The sequence below is a fragment of the Streptomyces sp. NRRL F-5122 genome, assembly GCF_001507435.1.
Classification (GTDB): Bacteria; Actinomycetota; Actinomycetes; order Streptomycetales; family Streptomycetaceae; genus Streptomyces; species Streptomyces lannensis.
In genome coordinates, this window is sequence record NZ_LMWH01000269.1 from 1 (window position 1) to 23,602 (window position 23,602).

General features: G+C 64.3%; 21 protein-coding genes and 4 pseudogenes. 8 read left to right on the forward strand and 17 right to left on the reverse strand.

The features are described 5' to 3' along the window. Window positions 1-412, forward strand: a pseudogene (locus tag ADL25_RS51055) (hypothetical protein); the annotation flags it as partial. Window positions 413-655: 243 nt separating this feature from the next. Here ADL25_RS51055 and ADL25_RS37170 read toward each other — a convergent pair. The 9 genes and pseudogenes from ADL25_RS37170 to ADL25_RS52390 form a co-directional block, all read right to left on the reverse strand. Continuing rightward, window positions 656-907 (reverse strand): DUF5133 domain-containing protein, encoded by a 252-nt coding sequence (locus ADL25_RS37170; RefSeq protein WP_059132343.1) that lies wholly within the window; start codon window positions 905-907, stop codon window positions 656-658. 172 nt (window positions 908-1,079) lie between these two features. Further along, window positions 1,080-1,295 (reverse strand): hypothetical protein, encoded by a 216-nt coding sequence (locus ADL25_RS52385; protein WP_389126572.1) that lies wholly within the window; start codon window positions 1,293-1,295, stop codon window positions 1,080-1,082. A gap of 617 nt (window positions 1,296-1,912) precedes the next feature. Next, window positions 1,913-2,218: a DUF427 domain-containing protein gene (locus ADL25_RS37180; RefSeq protein ID WP_059132344.1), complete on the reverse strand. Its 306-nt coding sequence runs from the start codon at window positions 2,216-2,218 to the stop codon at window positions 1,913-1,915. Window positions 2,219-2,855: 637 nt separating this feature from the next. Further along, window positions 2,856-3,173 (reverse strand): annotated as a pseudogene (locus ADL25_RS37185) (IS630 family transposase); the annotation flags it as partial. Between the two features lie 17 nt (window positions 3,174-3,190). Then, a complete protein-coding gene (locus ADL25_RS37190) occupies window positions 3,191-4,285 on the reverse strand; it encodes an IS110 family transposase (RefSeq protein ID WP_079050832.1) in 1,095 nt (364 codons plus the stop codon). Between the two features lie 186 nt (window positions 4,286-4,471). Further along, window positions 4,472-5,533 carry an IS630 family transposase gene (locus ADL25_RS37195; protein ID WP_420711403.1) on the reverse strand — a complete coding sequence of 354 codons (1,062 nt, stop codon included), beginning with the start codon at window positions 5,531-5,533 and terminating at the stop codon, window positions 4,472-4,474. A gap of 101 nt (window positions 5,534-5,634) precedes the next feature. Next, window positions 5,635-6,411: an SDR family NAD(P)-dependent oxidoreductase gene (locus tag ADL25_RS37200; RefSeq protein WP_059132346.1), complete on the reverse strand. Its 777-nt coding sequence runs from the start codon at window positions 6,409-6,411 to the stop codon at window positions 5,635-5,637. Between the two features lie 270 nt (window positions 6,412-6,681). After that, on the reverse strand, window positions 6,682-9,486 hold the full coding sequence (locus tag ADL25_RS37205) for a helix-turn-helix transcriptional regulator (protein WP_059132347.1): 2,805 nt from the start codon (window positions 9,484-9,486) through the stop codon (window positions 6,682-6,684). Window positions 9,487-9,826: 340 nt separating this feature from the next. Beyond that, the gene (locus ADL25_RS52390) at window positions 9,827-10,069 is read right to left on the reverse strand and encodes an N-acetyltransferase (RefSeq protein WP_374203222.1); all 243 of its coding nucleotides are present in this window, start codon (window positions 10,067-10,069) and stop codon (window positions 9,827-9,829) included. On the opposite strand from ADL25_RS52390, the gene ADL25_RS51060 reads away from it, so the two are divergent. The 3 genes and pseudogenes from ADL25_RS51060 to ADL25_RS51065 all read left to right on the forward strand — a co-directional run. Next, window positions 10,040-10,198: a hypothetical protein gene (locus ADL25_RS51060; RefSeq protein ID WP_234381190.1), complete on the forward strand. Its 159-nt coding sequence runs from the start codon at window positions 10,040-10,042 to the stop codon at window positions 10,196-10,198. The genes ADL25_RS52390 and ADL25_RS51060 overlap by 30 nt on opposite strands. A 516-nt stretch (window positions 10,199-10,714) precedes the next feature. Then, complete coding sequence (locus ADL25_RS37215; RefSeq protein WP_059132349.1) at window positions 10,715-11,251, forward strand: hypothetical protein; 537 nt, start codon at window positions 10,715-10,717, stop codon at window positions 11,249-11,251. A 35-nt stretch (window positions 11,252-11,286) separates the two neighbouring features. Continuing rightward, a pseudogene (locus ADL25_RS51065) lies at window positions 11,287-11,517 on the forward strand (IS630 family transposase); the annotation flags it as partial. Window positions 11,518-11,548: 31 nt separating this feature from the next. On the opposite strand, the gene ADL25_RS49375 reads toward ADL25_RS51065, so the two are convergent. The 5 genes from ADL25_RS49375 to ADL25_RS37230 all read right to left on the reverse strand — a co-directional run bounded on the left by ADL25_RS49375 (window position 11,549) and on the right by ADL25_RS37230 (window position 16,730). Next, entirely contained in the window at window positions 11,549-12,094 is a 546-nt protein-coding gene (locus tag ADL25_RS49375; protein ID WP_159045083.1) for a hypothetical protein, read from the reverse strand. Between the two features lie 308 nt (window positions 12,095-12,402). Continuing rightward, the gene (locus ADL25_RS47085; protein WP_079050838.1) at window positions 12,403-12,723 is read right to left on the reverse strand and encodes a WhiB family transcriptional regulator; all 321 of its coding nucleotides are present in this window, start codon (window positions 12,721-12,723) and stop codon (window positions 12,403-12,405) included. Window positions 12,724-13,590: 867 nt separating this feature from the next. Further along, window positions 13,591-14,004, reverse strand: coding sequence for an SsgA family sporulation/cell division regulator (locus ADL25_RS37225; RefSeq protein WP_059132351.1), 414 nt, complete (start codon window positions 14,002-14,004; stop codon window positions 13,591-13,593). Next, window positions 13,991-14,119 carry a hypothetical protein gene (locus tag ADL25_RS51685; protein WP_267889297.1) on the reverse strand — a complete coding sequence of 43 codons (129 nt, stop codon included), beginning with the start codon at window positions 14,117-14,119 and terminating at the stop codon, window positions 13,991-13,993. The genes ADL25_RS37225 and ADL25_RS51685 overlap by 14 nt, the downstream gene beginning before the upstream one ends. A gap of 838 nt (window positions 14,120-14,957) precedes the next feature. Continuing rightward, window positions 14,958-16,730, reverse strand: a complete 1,773-nt coding sequence (locus ADL25_RS37230) for an FAD-dependent oxidoreductase (protein ID WP_059132352.1) — start codon at window positions 16,728-16,730, stop codon at window positions 14,958-14,960. A gap of 381 nt (window positions 16,731-17,111) precedes the next feature. Here ADL25_RS37230 and ADL25_RS37235 point away from each other — a divergent pair, with 381 nt between their 5' ends. Then, window positions 17,112-17,318, forward strand: a complete 207-nt coding sequence (locus ADL25_RS37235; protein ID WP_234381191.1) for a hypothetical protein — start codon at window positions 17,112-17,114, stop codon at window positions 17,316-17,318. Between the two features lie 137 nt (window positions 17,319-17,455). After that, window positions 17,456-18,221: pseudogene (locus ADL25_RS37240) on the forward strand (transposase family protein). 39 nt (window positions 18,222-18,260) lie between these two features. On the opposite strand, the gene ADL25_RS37245 reads toward ADL25_RS37240, so the two are convergent. After that, window positions 18,261-18,740 (reverse strand): peroxiredoxin family protein, encoded by a 480-nt coding sequence (locus ADL25_RS37245; RefSeq protein WP_059132354.1) that lies wholly within the window; start codon window positions 18,738-18,740, stop codon window positions 18,261-18,263. Window positions 18,741-19,423: 683 nt separating this feature from the next. On the opposite strand from ADL25_RS37245, the gene ADL25_RS47090 reads away from it, so the two are divergent. Then, the gene (locus ADL25_RS47090) at window positions 19,424-19,822 is read left to right on the forward strand and encodes a GNAT family N-acetyltransferase (RefSeq protein WP_079050840.1); all 399 of its coding nucleotides are present in this window, start codon (window positions 19,424-19,426) and stop codon (window positions 19,820-19,822) included. Window positions 19,823-20,254: 432 nt separating this feature from the next. Here ADL25_RS47090 and ADL25_RS37250 read toward each other — a convergent pair whose 3' ends face one another. Continuing rightward, window positions 20,255-20,782 (reverse strand): HIT family protein, encoded by a 528-nt coding sequence (locus ADL25_RS37250; protein ID WP_234381192.1) that lies wholly within the window; start codon window positions 20,780-20,782, stop codon window positions 20,255-20,257. A 215-nt stretch (window positions 20,783-20,997) separates the two neighbouring features. Continuing rightward, window positions 20,998-21,852, reverse strand: coding sequence for an SMI1/KNR4 family protein (locus tag ADL25_RS37255; protein ID WP_063805810.1), 855 nt, complete (start codon window positions 21,850-21,852; stop codon window positions 20,998-21,000). A gap of 601 nt (window positions 21,853-22,453) precedes the next feature. On the opposite strand from ADL25_RS37255, the gene tal reads away from it, so the two are divergent. Continuing rightward, window positions 22,454-23,584 carry a transaldolase gene (gene tal / locus ADL25_RS37260; RefSeq protein WP_059132355.1) on the forward strand — a complete coding sequence of 377 codons (1,131 nt, stop codon included), beginning with the start codon at window positions 22,454-22,456 and terminating at the stop codon, window positions 23,582-23,584. Window positions 23,585-23,602: the final 18 nt, after the last annotated feature.

Here is a 23,602-nt window from a genome sequence, read left to right on the forward strand (position 1 = left end):
CCCCTCCACAGACAACATCCTGGACGCCTTCGCCAGCGACGAAGACCCCACACTCGACGTCCGCACCTCCATAGCCCGCTCCTACCACCGACTCGACCCGGAGGCAGCCTGCCTCTTCCGGGCCTTGAGCGCCTGGCCCGGCGCCATGTTCGGCGCATCCGACGCAGCGAACGCGGCCGCGCAGCCCGAACAACGAGTCCGCCAGACGCTACCGCGGCTGATCCATGCAAATCTCATCTCAGAAGTCGGGCCTGGCAGATACAGCTGGAATCGACTTGTTGCCGCGTTCGCCGCGGAGCAGGCGAGACCGGGCAGAACTGAGAACACCAGACCGGACTCTCACGATCTGACACCTGCGAGCCAGGACGCAATTGCTCACAGCAAGGCCGGATCAGTCGATGACGCCGACTAGCTTCTGAGGGGCGGCAAGCCTGACTGCTTCGGGCCATCGTGTGGGGGGCGCCGATGTAAGAGAGGGCGAGCAGGCGCTGTAGGCATCTACATCGTCCTCCATAGAGCACCCGACGCGGGACGCCGCCCTCGTCGGCCGCTTGAACAGCTGGAGCCGGACGAGTACGTGCGGCTGTCCGTACACCGCCTGGTGATATACGGACAGCCGACAGCCGTGACTTCACGCCCCGGTTCGCTCCTTGTGTCAGCCCACTACGTCCCCATGCGCGCCACCGGATACGGGAGGCGGCGTCGTTGCCGACGCGTCCGCGAGCTGGCGCCGGGCGGTCTCCAGAGCCCGCCGCACGTCACGTGTACCGGTCGACACGCACAACGTGTAAGCCAGGTCCCGGGTCCGCGGGCCCGGTTCCCCCCTCGTGTCATTGGGCTCGTACATCGCGGCGGCCTCGTACTCCTCCAGGAGTCTGCGCAACACCGCCGGGTGTGGCGTCAACATCCGTCTCGTCCCTCCCTAGATCCGCGGTCCGCCCGACTCGCCTTGGCCCGGCTCATCAGGTCCGCGCGCCCGGTGACCGAGGCCGACCGTTCGCTGTCCCATCGCCTCAGCACGTGCAGCTGCGGCAGATGAGGCGTGAGACGCGCACCTACGAGATGCCCTTGGCGGTCGGCTATCTCTGCGTTGTGTCCTCGAAGAAGCGCATGTAGAGAATGATGTGTCCACGTTCGGGCAGCCCGTGCAGGTCTTCCTTGGCGGACCTGCGGTCGATCACGGCGTCGTACCAGGCGCCGACCGCACGGGAGGTGCCCGCGCAGCTGTAGCCGTCGCCGACAGCCAACAGATCGACGCCCAGCGGACGGTTGCTGAAACTCTCCGGCGCCGGCATACCCCGCCGAAACCTCGTCCTCCGTCAGTCCGGTGCGGGCCGCCACCCAGGGTTCGGGGCTGTGCGGGTTCTCGACCAGTTCACGTCGACGATGCGCACCTTTATGCACGGCTCCTGAACCTTGCGGTGCACCCGCAGGACCCGCATCCCGTCGGAGTATTGGCGCTTGACCTCACCAGTGATGGTGGGCACAGTGCGGCGTTCGAAGACCTCCTGCTCAGGGCGAAGTGGTCGATGGCCCTAGCCAAGCCGAGTGCTGCGACTTGACGGAAGTCCTCGATAGGTTCCCTGCGGTCCTGGAACCGTCCGGCGGCGTGGTGGACCATGCGCAGCCAGGCCGTGACGAGTTCATTGCGGACGACGTCACGTCCGAGTCTGTCCGCCGGTCCCACCAGACGGCCGAAAGGAGCCACGGTGTCAGGCATGTTGTGGCGCCGACCGTGAGCGGAGGCGTCGGTGGACGCTGGCTTGCCGGGATAGATGGTGGAGCGTTTCGGTGAGCATGCGGACCCGCTCCTGAACAGTGGTCCCAGGCGGCTTTTCGCGGGAACGCCGCTGTCCGGGGTTGCCGTGGAGAAGCCGGAGCACCGCAGCAGCTGTACGCCTCCCGCTGCTGGTCAGCCTCTACTGACGACCACGCCAGGGCTGAAGGCCACGTAGCCAGAAAAGTCCCGTCCCACGACATCTATCGCACTGGCGCGGAGGTCGGGGTAGCTCCAAGCCACGTCGCGCACCTGCTTGTCGTCAATCGTGGCGTCGAAATACTGGCTGCGCCCCTTCCAGGGGCACGTGTACTGAGTGTCGCTCTCGCTCAGGAGGTCGTGCAGGACTGTGGTCGGGGGGAAGTAGACGTTCCCCTCGATGACGATGGTCTCGTCGTCGGGTGCTTCTGCAAGCACGTGCCCGTGCATGGTGGCTTTCATAAGGGGTGCCTCTCATTACCGCGCCCCCGCCCCGTTGCTGGCGAGAGCGTGCCATTAGCCCCGGTCTGAGGGCCTTTTCTTTAGCGCTGCGGGCAGCCGTGCTCTTACCTGGTACGGCTTCGGGAGCCGAGTTCTCGTGTCAGCCTCGGCAAGCGTGGAAGGTCCTGCCTGCATGTGGGCTGCTCGGTCTGCTCACCGTCGCGTACCTGGCAGCCAGGGTGCCTCTCGGGCTCGGTACTCGGCGTGGACCGTTCCTCGGGCAGGACGCCGCGATTTCCGGTCCGGGCCCCTCGCAGTGTTCCAGTCACGATCTCGTCCGCAGAGGTTACGTCACGCTTGCCACAACGGTTGACGCCACAAGTCCGCACCAGAAGCGATCACGAGACCCTTCGTTATGTCGCCCCAACTGTCTTCACATTGGCTCTGCGCCATCAGGACCTGCGCAGAGCGCCATACGCCCACCGCTGAGGTTGGCCTCACGCCAACGCCACGACCTCCGGTGCGTCCAGGGAGCTAGCGACTGGGTGGCCCGTCACGATAGCGAGCCGACCAGCCGTCCCGCCGACAAGACGCCCTGTTCGCGGCAGCTTGCCACAAGGGCGACTCGGCTAGTGTGATGCGCCAGAAATTCTGAGGCTTAGTTCTGCTCTGTTTTCTGGCTGGTGGTTCCGACCTTGGTGAGGTAGTCGGCGAGGGAGTTGAGGATCTCGTCGGCTGTCTTGGTCCAGGTGAAGGGCCGCGGGTTCTCGTTCCAGGTGCCGATCCAGGCGGTGATGTCGTCTTCCAGTGCCTTCACGGAGGTGTGGACGCCGCGGCGGATCAGCTTGTCGGTCAGCAGGCCGAACCACCGTTCCACCTGGTTCATCCACGAGGAGCCGGTGGGAGTGAAATGGACGTGGAAGCGGGGGTGTCTGCCGAGCCACGTCCTGATCTCGGCGGTGTTGTGGGTGGCGTAGATGCCCCTATGTTTCGTCAAGTGGCGGGAGAGGGAGTCGAGGTAACCGTCTTCGGCTGGATGTGGCGGTAGATCTCGCGGGCGACATAGCGTTTGAGGCAGCGGATGATCTCGCGCTTCGACATGCCCTGTTTGGTGCGTCGTTCCAGGTAGGAGCGAGTGCGCTCGTCCCAGCGTATGCGGGTCATGACGATGCGGTAGAGCGCGGCGTTGGCCTGCCGGTTGCCCCCGCGGTTGAGCCGTCGACGCTGGGTCTTACCGGAAGACTGTTCAACCGGGCTGACGCCGCACGGAGCGGCGAATGACGCCTCGGTGGCGATCCTGTCGGGGTTGTCGCCGGCGGCGATGAGGAGGGCTGCGGCACTGTCCGGCCCGATGCCGACGATCTCCAGCAGCTGCGGGCGGTGCCCGCGGACGGCCTGGGTCACTCTGCGGGCAAGCTCCTTAACCTCGCCGGTCAGGTGCTGGATGCGGCGGGCCAGGAGCTGGAGGGTGAACAAGGCCGCGTCGTCGGTGTCGGCAAGGCCGTCCGCGCACCGCGCAATCAGCGCCGGGTTCCTGAGGCCGGACAAGGACTCACGGAGTGCGGGATCGACCCCCAGGAGTACGGCTTTGAGCTGGTTCATCGCCTGCGTGCGGGCCTTGACGGCCGATTCCTTGGCCAGCCTGAGGACCCGCAGGTCCGCGGCCGGGCCTTCACCCGTCTTCGGCGTGGTCGTGGCGCGGCCTGACAGGACCGCGCGGGCAGCTGCGTCCGCGTCGACGGCGTCGGTCTTGCCCCGCTTGCGCCGGGTGGCACGATCAGGCTGGTTAACCTCGATGACCTGGATGTTCTCCTGCCGCAGGAAGCGCGCCAGGGCCGATCCGTAGGATCCGGTGCACTCCACTCCGGCACGGTGCAGGATACCGAAGGAGCGTGCCCAGGTGAGGAGTTGGCGATATCCGGCAGCGGTGGCCGGGAACTCTTGATGAGCCAGCAGCGCGCCGAGCACGGTGATCACTGCAGCGACGTGCACGTCCTTGTGGGTGTCGACCCCGAGGATCACGTCCTCGGCGGGCTGTGCCGCCCGCTGTGCGGGCAGCGTTGGCTGAGGCATGCTGGTGACGGTCACGCGGCTCCTTCATCGGCTGGGGCTGATGGCCGACGCCGGGCCGGGTGGGCAGTCAGAACTGTGATGGTGCCTTGTAGGGCAAGGCCCCTATCGGGACACGCCCGCCGGTCCGGCGGCAGCAAGCACCCCCGGGGGCCGGAGCCGACAGATCTACTCCAAGGCAACTGAGGCCAGTTGTCACACGGGTCAGGCTCCGGTCCCCGGCGGCACCCCACGAGTCTCACAGTTGTCACAGACCAGGTGCACGTCGACCCCGGCGGGCACCGCCTTGTCGATGGTGATCAGGAACTTCTTGAACTCGATCGCCCGGTGGCGACGATGCAGTGCCGATATGACGCTGCCGTCAGCGATGTTGAAGGCGGCGAACAAGCTGGTAATGCCGTGCCTGAGATAGTCGTGGGTGCGGCGTTCGGGCATGCCCGGCATCATCGGCAGGACCGGCTGGGACCGGTCCAGCGCCTGGATCTGGCTCTTCTCGTCCACGCACAGCACCACCGCCTTCTCGGGCGGGTGGTGGTACAGGCCGACATCGACGACCTTGGCGACGAACTGCGGATCGGTGGACAGCTTGAAGGAGTCCTGCAGGTGGGGCTTGAGGTCGAACCGCTTCCAGATGCGCCCGATCGTCGACTTCGACAGGCCGGTGCGCTGGGCCATCGACGCCCGTGACCAGTGCGTGTCCTGGCCCGGGACCGACTCCAGGGTGGCCACGACGACCTCCTCGACCTGGTCGAGGAGGATCGAAGGCGGCCGACCCGAGCGCGGCTCGTCCTGCAGACCATCGAGGCGTTTCGCGATGAACCGGGCTCGCCAGCGGTCCACGGTCGACCGGTCGATACCGAGGTCTGCCGCGGCCTGCTGGTTCGTCCCGCCGTCCGCGCAGCGCAGCACGATCTTGGCTCGCAACGCGAGGAACTGGGCGGTCCTGGCTTGCCGCGCCCACTGCTGTAACTGCCGGCGCTCAGCAGCGTCGAGGATCAGGTCGGCCTTCGGCCGACCGATCCAGCCGGCGTCCTCAAGCCCAGCCATCCGCTCTGCGGCGAATGCCCGACGCCACTTGCCGACTGTCTTGGCCTGGACACCGACGAGCCGTGCGACACCCGGGTTTGACATGCCGTCAGCACACGCCAGAATGATGCGGGCCTTCTCGGCCGTGCGCCGGTGCGGCATCTCCGTCCGGCGCACCAACTCGGCACGCTCGGCCTTGGACAACGTGATCGCCACAGCAGAAGGCCCCGAATGCGACATGACAACAGGGTACTAACTAAGCCGCAGAATTTCTGGCGCATCACACTAGCGCCCGTGGGAGCGTCAACAACAAACTGTGGTGCAGTTCAGCGTGGGAGTGATCAAAGGTTCACATGAGCCGGCCGTGCGCCCTGAGGAGCGTCAATGATGCCGATCACGCATTCCGCCACCTTTCGGGCGTGGACCGAGGGATCTAGAGACTGCTGTGCTGGCAGCGTCAGCCCATACTCCATAACCGGGCGGTAGGCCTGAGCGGTGTCGGAATCCCCCGGCTGGAAAGGGGCCGAAGCCGCGTGTGTGTCCAGCAAGTATCCCGGGTCGTAGGCGAGGAAGGTGGCGTCGATCCCGAAGCCGGCAAGTTCCGCAGCATAACTCGTCGCGAGTTGACGCAGCGCCGCTCGTACGGCGTGACCCGGTCCCGCGAAGGGCGCTGGGCCTGGATCGACACTGGCGCCTATCCAAATGAGCAGTCCGTCGCGGCGCTCGCGCATAAGGGGCAGGACGGCACGGGTGATGCGTTGGACCGACAGAACTCCGATGTCGTAGACCTGGCTCAGTTGGTACGGAGTGAAAGACTCCGCAGGTCCAAACGTCACCGGTGAGCTTGTGTAGATCACCACATCGATGCCGTCGGCCTCGTCAACGATCTCACGCACGGCAGCGGCGATCGAATGCTGGTCGAGGGCCTCGAACGCAATGGTTCGCAGCCCCTTGCAGCCTGCCTCGGTGCCATCGTCACTACCAGTACCCATCGGTCTGGACTCGATGCCGGCCTGGCCCTTGCCCACGTACACGGTGTGACCCGCGTCAGCCAGTGCCCGGGCGATGTACTCGCCCCAACCGTCGGCTCCCTCGGTCACGAAGATTGTTTTGGTCATCTGCTTCCCATAACTGGAGTGCGAGGTACGAGCGGGCCGCACCATCGCCGGGCTTGGGCAGGCATCACTCGATACAACGCGCACCCGCACACCACCTATGGCAACAGACGAGGTCATCACTGACATCGGGGGAATGACTTAGGTCGTCCGTGATGGCCTGTCTAAGTCATGAGCCCGCAGGTTGCACGGCTTCTGCAAGTCTCTTCGGTCACCACTCGCGGGATCGCGTGAAGCTGCCATGAGTTGCAGGTGCTCTGCGCCATGTCGAGGTCAGCCATCGAAGCCGGACGCCTCCAGCGCCGTAAGTGCGTCCCTGAGAGCGGCGCGGGATGAGATACCCAGCTTGGGATAGACCTGGTAGAGGTGGGCGCCGACGGTGCGGTGCGAGATGAACAGCTGCTCGGCTATCTGCTTGTTCGTCAAGCCGGAGGCGGCGAGCTGCGCGATTTCCCTTTCCTGCGGGGTGAGTTCTTGCTTCGGGTGGTCGTCCGAACGCGGCCCGTTCCAGCCGGCCGCTCGTAGTTCCTTAGTCGCGCGTTGGGCCCAGGACCGTGCGCCGAGCTGCTCGAATATCCGAAGCGCGCTCAGGAGGCTACCTCTGGCCGCCATAGTTTCGCGGGAGCGGCGCAACCGCTCGCCGTGTGCCAGCTGGACGCGCGCTCTGTCGAAGGGCCATCGGTCTATGCCCCGAGCACTCAGCGACTTGTCGAACAGTCGCAGAGCCAGATCGTCTTCCACACAGGCCAGAGCGGCGCAACCGCCGAGCAGCAGTCCAAGGCGGGGTGAGAGCTCATCAACGTGGGCTTCGCGCAACGCTCGTACATGGTTGACTGCCTCCGCCCGGTGGTTTGAACGGATTGCGGACTCAACGAGATCGAAGATCACCCACAGGGCGTGCGGTGTGTAGCGTGCCAGCTGGCCTGGAGGACTCACCGCGCTGGCATGTCGGAAGGCACTTTCGAAGTCGCCGTCGGAAATGCTCGCGACAGCCTGTACATGACGTGCGTAATCAAGCGCAGCACGGACCCCGCGTGGGGTCGCCCAGTCGGCCATCTGATCGGCGAGTGCTTGAGCTGTGTCCGTGTCGCCGCGAGAGGCAGCGACTATCGCCTTGTTGTAGAGGAAGTACCAAGCGAAGAAGCTGTACCCAGACTCTTCGCACAGTTGGAGACCTTCGTCGGCCAACTGTGCCGTCTCGTCCCAGCGGCCTGAATGGTAACTGTCCAGGCACAGATGCATCAGGCCGCCGAGGTGTCGGCGGACAGGGCCGCCGTCACGCCCCTGATGTACTACTCGCCAGGAGGGCTCACGCAGTGCCGAGAGCCGGTCGGGATAGATTGACGCCGTGCCCATACGTACGATGCGGGCGGAATCAGTCTCGTCCATGGCGGTGTCGAGAATCCTGGTCAGCTGACTCACTGCTGCCGCCTCAGCACGAGCAGGGTCACCGAACGTCTGGACCGCGACAGCCAGTAGCGGCGGCGGCTCCGGACGCAGCTGGTCCACTGCGGTCTGGAAAGGTTCCCACATCTCTGGGCTGCCACCGTAAAAACACAAGAGGAGCAGGAGGTGCAGAGCATCGGTGAGGGCCACGTTCGTGGCATCGTAACCATGCTTGCCCTCCGCGATAGCGCCCGCCAGTAGACGGTGAGCTGTGCGGACATCCCCGTCACTGTTCAGAAGAAGTTGCACGGCCGCTGCGGCGAAGTGCAGCGACCTGCGTTGGTACGGGTCCACCCGTCTGGCGTCTTTGAGCAGTTCGGAGGCGCTTCGCAGCGATCCTGTCGCATCGGCCCCGATGTAGGCAGCCTCCGTCAACCGCCGGGCACGATCCGTGTCTACAGGGCTGAGATCGGCAGCTCTGGTGAGCGCCGCGATTGCTGCCACGGCATCGCCCCTGTTGAGGATGCGTCGCGCATGCTGTTCCAGCTGAACAGCGACCTGCTCGTCGGGTTCGAGGGTGGCTTCTCCAAGATGCCAGGCCCGGCGCTCTGGATCGGACTGAACTCTGGCCAGAGCCCGATGGGCTGCGCGTCGCTCATGGCCGGTGGAGATCTCCACGACGGCTGAGCTGATCAGGGGATGGCGGAAGACAAGCCGTCGTGAGCTGGTATCCAGGGATACCAGCTGATCGTGTTTCGCGGGAGCCAGGTCTTCAAGGTCGACCTCACCGCCCGATTCACGGGCTGCGGCGTGCAACGTACTGAGGTCACCTGTGCCGTCCAAGGTGGCGACCAGGAGGAGGTACCGGGTGCCGGTCGGCAGACTCCGGACACGCGAGACGAACAGGGACTGCAAACGTTGGCTGAGCGGCAGCACGTACGGAAGGATTTCCTGCGCCCCACGCTGTCCGGCCCGTAGCGCACTGGGGAGTTCGAGCAGGGCCAGCGGATTGCCCTGTGCGGTCTCTAGAACGCGCCGGCGCACCGCCGGTGCTAGGCCGGGAAAACGGGAGTCGACGAGGCGGGTCGAGGCGTCTTCATCCAGCGGCGGAAGCTCGAGTTGAGGCAGCCCGCTACGTTCGAAGAAGCTGCCCGTCTCCGTACGTGAGGCACCGAGGAAACTGATCGGGTTGCCGGTGAGGCGGCGAGCGATGAACCCAAACACTGCAGCACTGGCCCGGTCAACCCACTGTAGGTCGTCAACGACAAGCAGTACCGGGCCTTTGAGCACTCTTGCCTGCAGGAGTGCCAGCGCGGCGTTGGAGAGCAGCAGTCGTTCCGGTGGGGTACCAACACGAAGTCCCAGAGCGACTTTGATGGCGTCCTGATGCGTGCTGCTTAGGCTGTCGAAGAAGTCCGTCAGGGGCAGGAGCGCCTGATTCAGAGCGGAGTAGCTGACATCCGCCTCGAACTGAACACCAGCAGCACGCAGTACATACATCCCGGCTTCCGACGCGGTGCGCGCCACAGCGTCCAAGAGCTCCGTCTTGCCTACCCCTGCTTCTCCGGACAACAACAGTGCGCTGCCAGCGCTGCTGCTTACGAGGAGGCTGACGATGCGGTTGAGGTCTGCGTCACGCCCGACGAGATGGTCGACGCCACCAGTGCTCGCGGAGGCAGTGGCGTCATGCATGGGATATGGCTCCAATCAAGCCGGGCGTCCGACGATCGGGGATGTCACCCGAGTGGCGGCAGAAAAGGGGCGGCACCGGGATCGTGCGGCGGATTCCCCGCTTTCGCAGGGCAGCCTGGCTGGCACGGGACGAGTACACCTTGGCGTCCAGTGGATCCTCGAGATTCGGGACCCGGCCAGTTTGGAACTCTTCCGTTTGCCAGCAGGCGGCATCAGGGCTGCGCGCTGCCCGGTCAAGACTGACAGGACTCAGGAGACCAGAACAGTCGGTTCCGCATGACGGGTCTGCGCGGCGTTGTAGTACAGGCGAGGAGCATGAGGCTCCTTGCCTGGCGTAGGTTCAACTCGCGGGCTCCCCCGCCGCGGGCTCGTTCCAGATTCCCGGGTGATCCATGTCGATGACCCCTACGTACTGCCTGCTCTGCTTGATGAACCGGCCGATGGCAGGACAGTGAATCGTCACCCGTTCTTTCCTCTGCTGCAAGTCGTTCAGGACAGCACGGATGAGGACTCGAGAGAAGCCCCGGCCGCGGTAACTCTCGTCTATCTCCGTGTGACCGAGCACACGGCGGTGACCCACCATCCGATACGCCAGGACCCCTGCCTGCTGTGCGTCGACATAGAGCGCGTACCGAGGGCCTTCCGCCTCATCAACGACACGGACGTGTTGCGCGCGATCGTCGAGCAGAACTCCAGCCATGGGCACCTCTGATCCGTTGGGCATTCGCTGTCCTGCGTCCGCAGGCAAACAGCCGGGCCGCCGAGGACACTCGCGCCTCGAAGGGGACTCAAGAGTCCATTATTAGGCCTGAGCTAGTGCTCTTCGCAACCAGTCGCAAGTCTCCTTCTCTGTCGGCAGGGCGGACCCGAAGGCCGCTCTGCATGGCGCGGGCCCCGGAGTGCAATGCCCGGGCCAGAGGAAGGTCGTGATACGCAGCAGGCAACCACCCTGCAGTTCACAGACGCCGAGGCCTGGTCGGGCACACCGCAGTAGACCACCGTGGCGGAACCTCCAGCTGAGGAGGACGGCTCCACCCGTCGAAACCGGCCAGTGATTCGCGCCACGGCCTGATCGAAGATCGCCCGCCACCGTGCAGGACCTACGCTATGGCCCGCGGCCACCGCATGATCTTCAAGAGTCCACGCGACCTCGATGATCACGCAGGGGCCGTTCCTGCTCGTCGACGCACCCGTCACAAGATCGCGGAGTATTGGACGAGAGAGGCTCATGACCGACTGGGCAGACGCCATCCGCCGCATGCTCGCGGCGCAACGCCAGCTTCGCGAGAACGATCGTGAGCATCTTTGGCGATACGAGCAGCCGCCTCCTCCGGCGAGCCGAGAGCTGCTCGGTCTGGTGCAAGCACAGCGAGGCGTCACCTTGGACTCGCAGTACGCAGAGCTCCTAGTTCGCGCCGGTGGCTGGCCTGCCTTCATGCAGGACGTGGACCTCTTCGGTACACCGGACCTCTTGGGGGAACCGTTTGACGAAGCGGTCCAGTTGCTGTCCACGCTGGAGCCAGAAACGGTCGATGCCAGTGCTCTCGACGTGGCTTCGTGCGTTCCCATGGCGGCATCGCGAACCGGCATTGACCTCTTCGTCATGCCTCGAGCCGACGGAAGTACCCAGACCCCGGTCATCTGGCTCGCCGGGCTCGAGGTGGAGCGGTACATCTCGTTCGAAGAGTTTTTCCAGGCGATGATCGAGGCGAACCTCGGCGAGGCAGCAGCCCTTCGTGAGCGGCAGCAAGACACAGAAGGCTGAGCCCTCTGCCAGTACGAGTCCAGAAGGAGCTCATCGCCACCCAGGATTGGCTCACCGTCTACCAGCTGCCCCTATACGCGCCCCACCTCAACCCGGTCGACGAAATCTGGTCGCTGCTGCGACCCGGCTTCCTGGCCAACGTCGCCTTCGCCGATCCCGACCACCTCGTACGGACAGTCAGACGCGGCTTACGGAAGATCCAGTACCGGCCCCAGCTCATCGACGGCTGCCTGGCCGCGACCGGGCTCACCATCGCTCCGCCCTGACTGCGTCCCGCCTCGACAAGTCCTGAACGTATCAACCGCGGTCACGTGGTCCGCGAGCGATGAGCGGCCGGCCACCGTCCTGCGGCAGGACAACGAGGAACCGCCAGAGGTCGTACTCGACGTTCGTCAGTCCGATTGTCGCTGCGGACACGAAAGCCTCGGCAGCGGGCCCGGCACCGTGCGTCAGCTCATCGAGCCTTGCGTAGAACTTCGCCAGATCTGTGGAACGGCCGTTGATCCACAAGCGGACGTTCGCCCCCTTGTGAAGCGCGGCGAGCAACTCGTCACGCATCGCGCCCTGAGCGGATTCCAGGACCCGACTATGAAGGCGCTCCTGGACGCATGGCTGCGTCGGAGACGCCTCAGCCTCCTGGCGACACTGCCGGCACGATTGCAGGGCGTCGGGAACGAACAGATGCAGATAGTGGGTGGTATGCCGTGCCGAGATGCCGCACAGCGTCCCGCGCCCGCCCGCCGCATGCTCGACACCGGGGACGCCGTTCACTTCGCAGGCTCCGAATTGGGCCGGTTCCCGCGCTGTTGAGAACGACCAGTCATCGTTCGGGGAATCGATCACACGCGCGAGCATCCCACAGCCGTCCCTCGCCTGACCTTGACCACCGACATCGCGAGTTCAACCTGGGTAAGTCGACCTGAGTCCCGTTGAACTGGTCAACGTCGGCTCAAGCACATCCTGCCAACACAGCATCGACTATGCGATCAGGCCGAAATTGTCAGTGAGACCTGCCAGCTCTTCCGCAGACGTCAGCTTCAGCCATACACCGTCCGCTGCTACGTCGGCGCCTGTCGTGTCAGTCACGTCATGGACGAGAACGATCTGAGTTCTTGCTCAGTAGCGGAAGCAGCCTCGAGGGTGCACTTGATTCAGAGCTCCGTCCCACGTACCGAGGCATCAAGCGGGGTGGCCGAAGGATGCGCGGCGTCGAGAATCGCGCATCTTTCGTTCTCGCTCATTCCACCCCAGACGCCGTGACGTTCGCCATAGCGTAGGGCGAAGTTGGCGCATTGAAAACGAACACTACAGGTGGCGCATATTTCTTGGGCCTGGCGGTCCCGATGCAGCTTGGCTCGGCCGCGCTCTCCAGGGGGCGAGTAGAACACCGCGCTGTCCAGGCCACGACATGCTGCGAGGCTCTGCCAGGACCAGACCTCAACCAGAGCGCTCAAGTGCTCTTCTATATCCATCTTTATCTCCGTGAATTGGCGTGAAGGATTGCAGTGCGGTTTCGCGACTGCGCTTCCCGTCTATCGGTGGCGGGAAGTTCTCTTAGCCCTCAAGGGAACTACGGTTTCAGCTCTAATAGAATTGTTGATCAAGTGACCGTCCGGCCCGTCTGCTCGTTCGCCGGTCGTGTAGAGGCGTGAGTCGCATCCGTGGGTCGTGTCGAACCAGCTCTGCGCGTTGATCAAGCGGTTACAGCGGAGGTCAGGATCGAAACTGCTGATGGGTCGGCCCAGGGGTTCCGGGCCAACAGGCTTTGTGCTACATCGTGTTGCACGCCGACATTTGGTTGGAGTACCTGCCTCAGAAGCTGTTCTCTGGCCGAAATATGGCCTGTCGGCAACATCCAGCTACCTGGAACGAGGCCGGTGTACGGGAGAGGTTGCATTTGGTGTCGCTCATGAAACTGCAGTGGGCGAGGTAGCTGGACTGGTTGCGGGCAGAGGCGGATTCTTCCCACGTGCGGGCGGTCCGGCGGTGCCCAAAGCTGGCCGAGTCGGGCCGGCTGCTCACGTCCAGGCTGCGAGGGCGACGTCCTCACGGATGACTAACGCATCCCGTTCGCAGGGTCGCTGACTGCCGCTCACGCATGTCCCTCGGTTGGTGGTCTTTATAGAGCGCCCCTACCGTGACCGGTCATTGCGCAGGCACGGACGACAGCCGGAAATGCTTTGCAGACCGCGGCCAGGACCACGACAAGCGCCAGCAGCTGTTCGGGCAGCGGAGTTTTCCCCAGTGATTGCGGAACGCCGTCAAATTCACGGGATCAAGCCGGTAACTTCGCTGAGTTGCAGACCTAAGAACCTACAAGTCAAATCTTCTGCGCACTCTTAGCTAGTCAGAATCTCTTCAAGGAAACGATCGATGTCTACTAGCCCCGCCTCGCTACCTGCCGGGACGACCTCGTGGGTCTTGGCTATCCACGCTTTGATCGGAGCGACGGGACCTTCGAGGCGAGCGAAGCCGTCTGGAGGTTCAAGTTCGATGCTGAAGCGCTGATCCAGGAGTGATTCGATGGGAGCGATCCTGATGTCACCGAGTCCGACCGCAGCCTTCATACCTTGGGCGAGTAGTTCTCTGGCGAACGTCCAGTGGACTTTCCGGTCGGCTGTGATGTTGAAAGAGATCTGAACCGCGTACGGGTCGGCGCATACGTAAGAGAACCGTACAGGCACACGTACGTGCAGGTCGGAGGAAACTGCGAGCGTCAAGCAGATGTTTAGTGCCAGGTCAGGACGGCTCATGATGATTCCTGTTCTGTAGTCGATGTGCAGGTGCGAGCAGATCGGCCGCGATGACATCGTCGAGGCGCAAGCCGATAGCCGGCACCACTTCCACCGAGAGCAGGATGCCTTTCACCCAAGTAGGTAAGTCGTAGCCGACATGCTGGCGAGGGCATCCACACACAAGACATTGTGCGCAAGGTCGCTCGGCGAGTGCGCCGGCCGACGTGGAAGTCACGCGATCCTTCCTGACAGTTGTGCCTCGGCTGCAACGTGAGTTGCAGCCGACCGTGCCTGAAAGGTTTGCAAGGCTGACGCGACTATGCATCGGGTTAATGACCTAGTGAGGTCAATTAAGTAGCCCCCGGCACGGCACCGCGTTACGCAGCCGTGGCGGGGGCGGTCCCTGTCGTGCGACTGACCGCACGGCGTACGACGACCCTGCGGCGGACTACCTTCATGAGCTGGTCTCCGGCGCCGAGCGCTCAAAACGCCAAGTGAGATCAACTGTGTTTCTGCAAGCGACCGCCGGTACACCATCGGACTCCGAGGACGCCCTGTTCATGGTGATCAACAAGCCCATCGACTCTGTCACCACCTTCATGTCAGTCCGGCACCACCAACCAGACCTTCTTCAAGGACGGCACGACCAACGGGATCACCGCTGTGCCTCCTCTGGTGCCCACGGGCCAGAAGCGCACCTCCACCTACGCTAAGGAGGAGGCTGCGGAGAAGGGCGCCCGTGACCTGGACCGTGCTTACGGCTTCGAGGCGCACCCTCAACCCGGGCCGCCTCGCGCCTGATACGGCCACGATGCACGTGACCTACTACAACGTGAACAATCCGATCGGCGAGTGTTCGTGTTCGAGCAGTTCACCCTGCACTGCAAGCACTCCGACGCAGGGCACTGACCCGTACGGCGACGACGACGGCCGCCCAAGAGACTCTCCCGGGCGGCCGCCGCCGTTCACGGTCAGCGGTCGAGGACGGAACGCAGCGCGTCGAGAAGTTCCTCGAGTGCGGCCTCGGAGGACGCCGCACCGGCCCGGGCTCGCCATGCGATGTGACTGTCCGGTCGCACGAGCAGAGCGCCGTCCTCGGGGACACCTGACACGCGGCTCCACTCGCCGTAAGCGTCGCGGGCTCCCTCATCGCCGATGCGGACGGCGTCGAGCCCGATGCCCAGGCTCTTGGCGCACGCGTCGGCCGCCTCGGCCCAAACCGACCCCGACAGACCGGTGATCAGGGTGAACACCCCCTTGCCGACGACGTCCAGGGTCGAGATACGCCGCCCGTCCCGGTCGACCAGCCACGCGTGAGGCAGTTTCGCTCCGGGCCGGGTGGTCGGCTGGTGGAAGAGCTCCGCGTCGTGCTCGAAGACCTCGTCAGGGCTGCCGTCGGGAATCACCGCATCGGAGGTGTAACGCTGGTTCATCTCGACGCCGTGCGCGTTGAACTCGTAGTTCTTGAGCTGCACCGCCTCCTTCAGCTCGCGGCGCAGGCCGGCTCCCTCGTGCGTGGTCGCCCGGATGGCCTCGACACCCTTCTTGAGCGTCTCCTCGGTGCACGTCTCGGCGACACCAAGCGCCTGGAAGATGGGTCCGAACTGGTCGCGGCTGAGGTTCGCCCGCTCCACGATCTGCCTGCCAACCGGGACGCGTTCCGCCGAGTAGGTGTCCAGGAGGCCGGGGCCCGCCTCGCCCCTGACGACCATGGCGAGCTTCCAGGCGAGGTTGTAGGCGTCCTGGACCGAGGTGTTGGAGCCGAGCCCGTTCGACGGCGGGTGCCGATGCACAGCGTCGCCCGCGCAGTACACGCGCCTCGACGAGTACGTCGTGGCATAGCTGTGGTTCACCGTCCACAGCGACGTGGAGGTGATCTCCACCGGCAGGTCGGGGACGCCGACGAGGTCGCGCACGATGGCGCGGGCGGTCGCATCGTCCACGTCCGGCGGCGGCTGCTCGATGTCGTACCCCCACACGAGCAGCCACTCGTTCCAGGGCCTGACCATCCGGACGAGCCCCATTCCGATGCCGCCGGTCTCGGCGCCTGGCTGCAGCACCCAGTAAAGGACGCTCGGCCGGTGGGCGACGTAGCGGGAGAGGTCGGCCTTGAAGACGACGTTCATACTGCCGGCCTTGCCCATCTGCCCGTCGAGTGGCAGGCCGAGCTGCTCGACGACAGCGCTGCGGCCGCCGTCCGCGCCAATCATGTAGCGGGCGCGCACGGTGAACTCATCCCCTCTGACTCGGTCCTTGAGTAGTGCGGTGACACCGTCGTCGTCCTGGGTCAGACTGAGGAACTCTGTGTCGAAGCGCACCTTCGCGCCGCGGGCAGCCGCGTTGCTCACCAAGATGGGCTCGAGGTAGTTCTGCGGCAGGTCGACGTGGCGACATGGGCTCGACGCACCGAACTCGGTAGCCGAGGCGGGCCCGCTGCCCCAGGCGCGGATGCGGCCTATCTCGTCCCCTACCAGCGAAGTACACAGGACCGTGTCGCCCATCAGTTCGTTGGGCGTGCCGACTGCGAGTGCCTCGGACTCGACGTCCAGGTCGCGCAGGACCTCCATGGTGCGCTGGTTGGTGATGTGGGAGCGCGGGGTATTGGCGAGCCAGCCATACTTCGTCACCAGCAGGGTGCGTACCCCGTAGGTGGCCAGAAGCAAGGCCGCAGAGCCGCCCGCAGGGCCGCTGCCGACGATGATGACGTCGGTGTCGTATGTGTCTCGAGCTTCGGGTGAGGACATGAGCGCTCCTGGATCGGTCCGCCGGGCGGTACGGAGAGGGAAGGGCGATCCTGACGGTGCGCGACCGGGTCAGGGCAGGGCCCCGGGCTCCGGTGAACGTTGTGCTCGGGGGCGCACGAGTGCCAGACGCCAATGACGGCCACCGTCGCGTGCAGGCGTCGCCGGCCATCCGAACGGATGTGGAACGGGCCGCAGGTGGCCAGTTGATTGAATCATGAAGCGTAGGAACGCCGTCGCGATGAGCCGTCGTATTCACGCCGTCCCGACATCGACGAAGGTGTCACTGGGAGCGAGGCAGGACCGTACGAAAACCGCTCCTACCCGTTTCCTTGGATCGAGGAGGTCGAGGACTTCTCGTCCGATCTCGAAGATCAAGGTGACATGGAAGTCTCCGATGGGGGAGAGGAGGACGGGGATGTCTACGTCGCCTTCCTCGCCGGAACTGGTGAGGGGGCTCTTCTTGCGGTGGCGTCCCGCGTGGCCACGTCGCCTGGGGGCCCGGCGGGGGCCAATGCGGTCGTCAGTGACGACGAGGCCAAGGAGTTCGGGCTGGGGCTGCGGGTGGTGCTTCCACTGCCTGCGAGCTGAAGATCGGTGTGGAGCCTCTGCACCCTGCCCGGGGCGGTTCAGGTCGCGCGGCAGCAGGGGTACCGCGCGCGGGGCGAAGTGAAGCTCCTGGTAGACGAGTTGTCGACCAAGATCAACTTGTCCGCCCGGAGCTTCGCATGCTTGCCCACCCATCGGGACTCGATCTGTCCAGTTCAGCCATGCGGTTCCTGGCCAGGAAGCCGTCGGTCCTGCGTCGTGAATGCGGAACGCGGTGGCATCGGCACGAAACGGATCGGTCGGCACTGCGGGTTCTGACACACCTGCGATGCGGACACACCTACAACCAACTGGTCACCGGGTTTGGCATCAGCTTCAGCACTGTCTACCGATATGTGAGTGAGGTGGTCGAACTACTGGCGGCCCTCGCTCCCGACCTCGCCGAAGCGGTACGCGCCGCCTCCCGCAAAGCCTTCGTAATCCTGGACGGAACCCTCCTGGCGATCGACTGCATCGCCGCTGACCAGCCCTTCTATTCCGGCAAACACAAGAAACTCGGTATGAACGTGCGAGCCCGGGCCGACCCGGGAGGGAGACTGCTGTAGGCCTCACCCGTGCTGCCTGGAGCCGTGCACGACCTTCGCGCGGCCCGCGAACACGGCATTCTCGACTCCCTGGCCGAGGTTGGCATCCGTTGCTGGGCCGACAAGGGGGTCCAAGGAGCTGGCGGAACCGTCCGCGTGCGCTACCGCTGGGAGAAGCTCTCCGTAGGCGAGCGGCCGGTCAACCGCGACCATGCCCAAAATCCGCGTGCTGCGCGAGCAGGCCGTCGCCATCCTCAGGACCTGGCGAGTGTTGGGCAAGCTCCGGTGCGGCACCACCCGAATCACCAACCTTGTTCAGGCCGTCCCCACCCTCTGTCTGACCTGCTCAAGCCATGATTAAGAACATCTCGGGATATAGCCCATACATGCCCGGCCGTGGTTACTTTGCGCGTTCACGCAGGTTGCGGACCAGCCCGATGACGTCATCCGGTACGAGACGTCCGATGGCGCCGCTGGAATAGACGCTGACGACTACCTTTCCAGACGGGTCGAGCAAGAACCCGGTCGACTGCAGGTAGACCGGCTCAGGATTTACAAATGCTCCGGTTGCGGCCGATATCGCATCGGCGTCGGCGGTGTGTCCGACAGGAAATGTGAGACCGAGTTTCTTGATCATCTCCGCAGTCGTCGTCTCGTCGTCGACGGAGAGGGCGACAACCTTGATGCCCGTCTCAGCGAGACGCTCACCGACTCGCTGGAAGGCGCGCAGCTGTCCGGTGCAGTAGGGGCACCAGGATCCTCGATAGAAGAGCACGACACCGAAGTTGTCGGCGAGCGCGTCCGGCACAGTGAGTGTCTGTCCACCTGCCTGAGTCAGAGGCAAGGCTGGGAAGGAGTCTCCGGGGTGGAGCAATGTCATCACTGTCTCCTCATGATCTGCCGAGCGCTTGTCAGTCAGAAGTGTTAGTGGCGCCGAACCACGACGGCTTACGACGCTGTTCGGATGGGGCTGTGGCACATGGCCGGCGAGGACAACTGTGGTAGAGGTTGTTGGTAAGACGACGCGAAAGATCGACGCTCATGAGGCGTAGATACAGGTGACACTTGCTGCGCCCTGTGACTCATCGGGCCGCGTGGAGCGTTGCGCAGCTTGGTTGAGGCTGGGCGACACATCGCGAGAAGGGATCCGTCAAGCATGGCGGTTGAGCTTGTTGGCAAGACCGGCCTGATCACTGGCGCTGGCCGCGGTGTCGGGCGACCGCGATCAAGCTTGTCCAGGCCGTGACCAACTAGACAGGACCGCCAACACCATCAGGGCGGTTCTGCTGGCTGCGGAGGACGCGTCGTGACCGTGGATTTGACCGACGACATACAACTGGCCACGGCCATGCTGAACCAGACCTTTTCAGCAGCTACGGCTCTTGTCCTGATCTTCCCGCGGGAATCCGGTTATTCCCTGCTCAGCGATGCCCCGGCACGAAAACGATCGCACCGAAGCCATCTGAGACTTCGATGGCATCACCACCGCATGAGGGACGCAACACCTCATCCGGCTGGCCGGATGCTCTCGACCCCCGATAAGACGAAAGATTAGGAGGCAGCATGGCAGGTAGCGCTGACGGCATGGTCACCCTGACCGGCGCCGGACAAGACGGTGCAGACGTGGATTCGTCGGCAACAACCACGCCCGATACGGAAGAATTCATCATCGTCGACAACAGCGAGGTTGGCATCTACGAGGCCGCATTGGGTGGTCGGACCGTCGCGGGACTCGTTTACAGCAAAGCGGGTGACCACGTTACGCTGATGGCAACATCTGTTTTCCCAGAATACCGAGGCAAGGGGATAGCAGCCAGACTCCTCAGCGGAGTCCTGGCCGAACTGCGCAGGCAAGGCAAGTCCGCCACTGTTACGTGTCCGTTCGCAGCAGCATTCGTCCGCACCCACCCCGAGTATGCGGATATCCCGACTCGGCCGTCACGGTCGACGCCACCGCGGTGAAGGTGGGCATGGACGATGACCCGTTGACAGCGGAGTTCGGCGGCTCTGGTGATGCTGTTATGCGGTTTTGTCCTTCTCCAAGTGGCACAGGGCCGAGGCCGCTTCGACGACTGCGCTGACGCGCCTCGGGTCGAGGCTGACGCGGCCCAACGTCTTGAAGAGACCTTCATGTCAGCGTTGGCTTCCTCGGCGGGGTGTAAATCGCTCTGATGCCCTTGTTGAACTGTTTTTGATCGAGGGTACCTTCGCGGCTTGGGGCTCCCTGTGCGGCATACGGGAAGCCTTTGGGCATGCCCTCGTAGCCAGTGCCGCGACGATGAGTGGACGGTTGTCGACTGCGGCTTTGCCGCAGGTGTCGAGCAGCCCGTGGGTTTGGGAGTCGGTGATCAACGGTGATCGCACTGGTTGGGGACCTGTCCCCAACCAGCAGGATCACGTACTGCGAGTCGTGTCCTGCCTGTGCAGGATTCCCGGGGCGGCGACGGCTTCGCGAAGGCGTGCAGCCATAGCGGCTGCCTCCTTCTGTGGCAAGGACAGTACGCCGTGCTCGGTCATCAGGGCGTGGAACTGCTGTTGCTGATAGGGGACACCGGACGGCAGGCCGGCGATGTGCCAATGCAGGTGCGCGTTGCCCTGCTGGCTGCCGAGGGAGTAGAGGTATGTCCGCTCGGATTCGCATACGGCCTCGACGGCGAGGGCGACCTCCCGCACGACCAGCATGAGCCTGGCGTAGGCTGCTTCGTCCAGGTCGCGGACGACGTGCTCGATGTGCGTTTTGGGCGCGACGAGGACCTTCCCCAGTACCGTCGGCCACCTGTCGAGGAACGCGACATGATGATCGTCCTCGAAGACCGTCTCGTGCGCGTAGTCCGGATGTCCGGCCAAGAACGCGCAGACAAAACACGGGCCGCGTCGCGTGCGTTCCACGTATGCCTCAAGATCCATAGCCTGCCGGTTCATCGACACCTGCACTCCTCGAGACGGGGCTCGTCAGTCTGCCGGAACAGATCGAACCTGCCTCGCAGAGGAACGAGCCGTCCAGCGACGGAAGCAACCTCCCCTGGACTCACCTCGGCCTGCTGTGCGGGCGCCAACTCCACCGTAAGGATCTTCGGCACCGCCACCACCCCAACAGTGCCCATACCCACACGGAAAGTTAGCGGCGTCGAAACCGCTCAGCGCGTAGTGTCCTCGCACCCCGCCGAGTCCTTCACGATGACACCGCTCGTATGCAACGGCGGGATCGGAACGCCGGTTTCCAATGAGGCGACCGGGTCCGTCAGGGGAGCCGAGCCGCCAATGAGCCGGCCAAGCTTGGGGCCCTGCCCAGGACGGATGGCTAAGAGACGGACGGGCGGGTCGGGACGGCGGGGCGGCGGCCAGTTCTGAATGCCGTCGCCCTCCGTCCGCTGGCCGACGTCCCAGGTGAGGCAGTGATGCCCTGAGGGAAGCTCGCAGGACGTTGGCCGATAGTGCCGGAACGGCTCACCGGTCTCCAGACTCGTGGCCAGCTGGTCGAACAGCTTGGCCAGGCTGGAAGCCCACTTGGTGCCTTCGATGTCCCCCGAGCCGATGCCCATCTCGAATACATGCCCATAGGTTGGACCGGGCCGATGGTCGATGAAGGCCGTACCACCGTCATTGGGGCGCGCGAACTCAACCCACTGGTGGGCATGACCACGGAGATCTTCCTCCGGCCACCCCGCGGTGATGATCTCCGCCAGTCCGTCCTTCATCGACTCGTACTGCTGAGCTATGAGGTCTGTTCCGCTGAGCCTGTGCCCGAGCGGAAGGAAGGCCCCGGCGTGGTAATTGTCTGGTTCCGGACGCTTCATGACACCGTTGTGCCGCTCCAGAAGGGCCCTCAGCTGGGGATGGAGCGGGAACCCGAGCTGCGCTTCGAGCGCCCTGATCTCCTTGGCCGAGGCAGGCGATCTCAGGGCCGCGTGGTCAACGGGACAGTGCACGGACAGCCAGGAAGCGAAGCGGCCCCACGCCACATCGAACGCTGCAGGATCGCCGTCACTCATACCGCAACCCTAGACCGCAGCACTGACACGCTCCTGGGCCCGTGACTGATCACCCATTTCTCGCCGCGTCCTGCTTGCTCCGAGGTCCCTTGGAGAAAGGATCAGCCGTTGACTTCGCCAAAGCCGCTTAGCCACGCTCGCTGGCGCAGACCCGCCTTATCCAACCAGGGAAACAAGGACCCCTGAGCCGGGAGACCGTCGGCGCCCCGAAACGGTGCGTCGCACCACCCACCTCGCTGCTAACCACACAGACCCCTGCCGGCAGGTCGGTCACTACTCGACGACAGATGGACCCGGCCCTCACACTCAAGAGGCCATATATGCAAAGCCTGCCTGACCGTCTCTTCGGACACTCCGTCCACCTGGTCTCTACTGAGCATCGACAACCAGGTCGCTGAACATGCCTTGTTCCTGGTCAGCGGACTACGATCAGGGTGAACAAGGGCGCAGCCTGCAACGCAGCCGGCGAGGCCCCAACAGAAGACAGCCGGGCACATTTGGCGTCAGCGCCAAGCGATTCGACATCAGAACGTCGCGCAGGCCTGTACTCACCCCCGCAGCTCCATTAAGCCCGGCTTCGCCCCCGGAAGGTGCGACCGACATGATCAGTGCTCTGAAGTGCCTGTCGGACACTGGTGTGTCCATATGGCTTGACACCCTTTCACGTGAGCGAATCGCGTCAGGCAGCCTGGCAGAGCTGGCCAGCAAGCGCTATGTGGTAGGGGTTACGACTAACCCGACGATTTTCAACGACGCTATATCGCACGGGCCGGAGTACGAGTCCCAGATGTCCGAGCTGGCAGCTCGAAAGGTGGCTGCGGGAGAGGCCGTCCGCACCATCACCGCGACGGACGTGCGCTCCGCCGCTGACGTCCTACGCCCTGCTTTTCTCTCCTCCGCCAGTGGCCAGGATGGTCGTGTCTCCATCGAAGTCGACCCGCGCCTTGCCCATGACACCGTCGCAACGGTCGCTGATGCACGCCACCTGGCCTGGCTGATTGACCGCCCTAACATTTACATCAAGATCCCGGCAACCGAGGCAGGACTCCCGGCTATCACCGAGATCACAGCTCAGGGTATTAGCGTCAACGTGACTCTGATCTTCTCGGTGGAGCGCTACCGTCTGGTCGCAGACGCCTACTTGTCAGGACTGGAGCGAGCAAGGGAAGCCGGGAAAGACCTGTCGCAGATCTCCTCCGTCGCTTCGTTCTTCGTGTCCCGCATGGACACAGAGGTGGACCGGCGCCTTGACGCTCTCGGTACGCCAGAGGCGAGGACCCTTCGAGGCAGGGCCGCTGTCGCGAACGCCCGACTGGCCTACGAGGCCTTCGAGGATATTTTCTCCGGGCAGCGTTGGGAGGAGCTTCGGCAGTCGGGGGCAAATAAGCAGCGTCCCCTATGGGCTTCCACGGGAGTAAAGGACAGCTCGTACGAACCCACCAAGTACGTTGCTGATCTGGTAGCGCCGGATACGGTCAGCACCATGCCCGAGGCGACACTGCTCGCCGTCGAAGACCGTGGGTTCACCGGAGGCGACAGTATCCGCAACACGTACGACCAAGCACGGGCCGACCTCGATGCGCTTGCGCGCCTCGGCGTTTCGTATGAGGAAGTCGTCCAACTGCTAGAGGACGAGGGCGTTGCGAAGTTCCAGGAGTCCTGGAACGCTCTTCTCGCCACCACTGAGGCGCAACTGACACCCCGAGTGCACGAACGGCTCGAGGCACGATGAGGCCCACTCCAGTGGGCC

What these genes read in the sequence shown, in the direction of transcription:
- ADL25_RS52385 (WP_389126572.1), bottom strand. Translation starts at nt 1,295, where the DNA reads ATGCCGGCGCCGGAGAGTTTCAGCAACCGTCCGCTGGGCGTCGATCTG.
- ADL25_RS37170 (WP_059132343.1), bottom strand. Translation starts at nt 907, where the DNA reads ATGTTGACGCCACACCCGGCGGTGTTGCGCAGACTCCTGGAGGAGTAC.
- ADL25_RS52390 (WP_374203222.1), bottom strand. Translation starts at nt 10,069, where the DNA reads ATGGTGGGTCACCGCCGTGTGCTCGGTCACACGGAGATAGACGAGAGT.
- ADL25_RS37235 (WP_234381191.1), top strand. Translation starts at nt 17,112, where the DNA reads ATGGAAGTCTCCGATGGGGGAGAGGAGGACGGGGATGTCTACGTCGCC.
- ADL25_RS37195 (WP_420711403.1), bottom strand. Translation starts at nt 5,533, where the DNA reads ATGTCGCATTCGGGGCCTTCTGCTGTGGCGATCACGTTGTCCAAGGCC.
- ADL25_RS37255 (WP_063805810.1), bottom strand. Translation starts at nt 21,852, where the DNA reads ATGAGTGACGGCGATCCTGCAGCGTTCGATGTGGCGTGGGGCCGCTTC.
- ADL25_RS47090 (WP_079050840.1), top strand. Translation starts at nt 19,424, where the DNA reads ATGGCAGGTAGCGCTGACGGCATGGTCACCCTGACCGGCGCCGGACAA.
- ADL25_RS37205 (WP_059132347.1), bottom strand. Translation starts at nt 9,486, where the DNA reads ATGCATGACGCCACTGCCTCCGCGAGCACTGGTGGCGTCGACCATCTC.
- ADL25_RS37245 (WP_059132354.1), bottom strand. Translation starts at nt 18,740, where the DNA reads ATGACATTGCTCCACCCCGGAGACTCCTTCCCAGCCTTGCCTCTGACT.
- ADL25_RS47085 (WP_079050838.1), bottom strand. Translation starts at nt 12,723, where the DNA reads ATGGATATAGAAGAGCACTTGAGCGCTCTGGTTGAGGTCTGGTCCTGG.
- ADL25_RS37250 (WP_234381192.1), bottom strand. Translation starts at nt 20,782, where the DNA reads ATGAACCGGCAGGCTATGGATCTTGAGGCATACGTGGAACGCACGCGA.
- ADL25_RS37180 (WP_059132344.1), bottom strand. Translation starts at nt 2,218, where the DNA reads ATGAAAGCCACCATGCACGGGCACGTGCTTGCAGAAGCACCCGACGAC.
- ADL25_RS37200 (WP_059132346.1), bottom strand. Translation starts at nt 6,411, where the DNA reads ATGACCAAAACAATCTTCGTGACCGAGGGAGCCGACGGTTGGGGCGAG.
- tal (WP_059132355.1), top strand. Translation starts at nt 22,454, where the DNA reads ATGATCAGTGCTCTGAAGTGCCTGTCGGACACTGGTGTGTCCATATGG.
- ADL25_RS37225 (WP_059132351.1), bottom strand. Translation starts at nt 14,004, where the DNA reads ATGAGCCGTCCTGACCTGGCACTAAACATCTGCTTGACGCTCGCAGTT.
- ADL25_RS37215 (WP_059132349.1), top strand. Translation starts at nt 10,715, where the DNA reads ATGACCGACTGGGCAGACGCCATCCGCCGCATGCTCGCGGCGCAACGC.
- ADL25_RS37230 (WP_059132352.1), bottom strand. Translation starts at nt 16,730, where the DNA reads ATGTCCTCACCCGAAGCTCGAGACACATACGACACCGACGTCATCATC.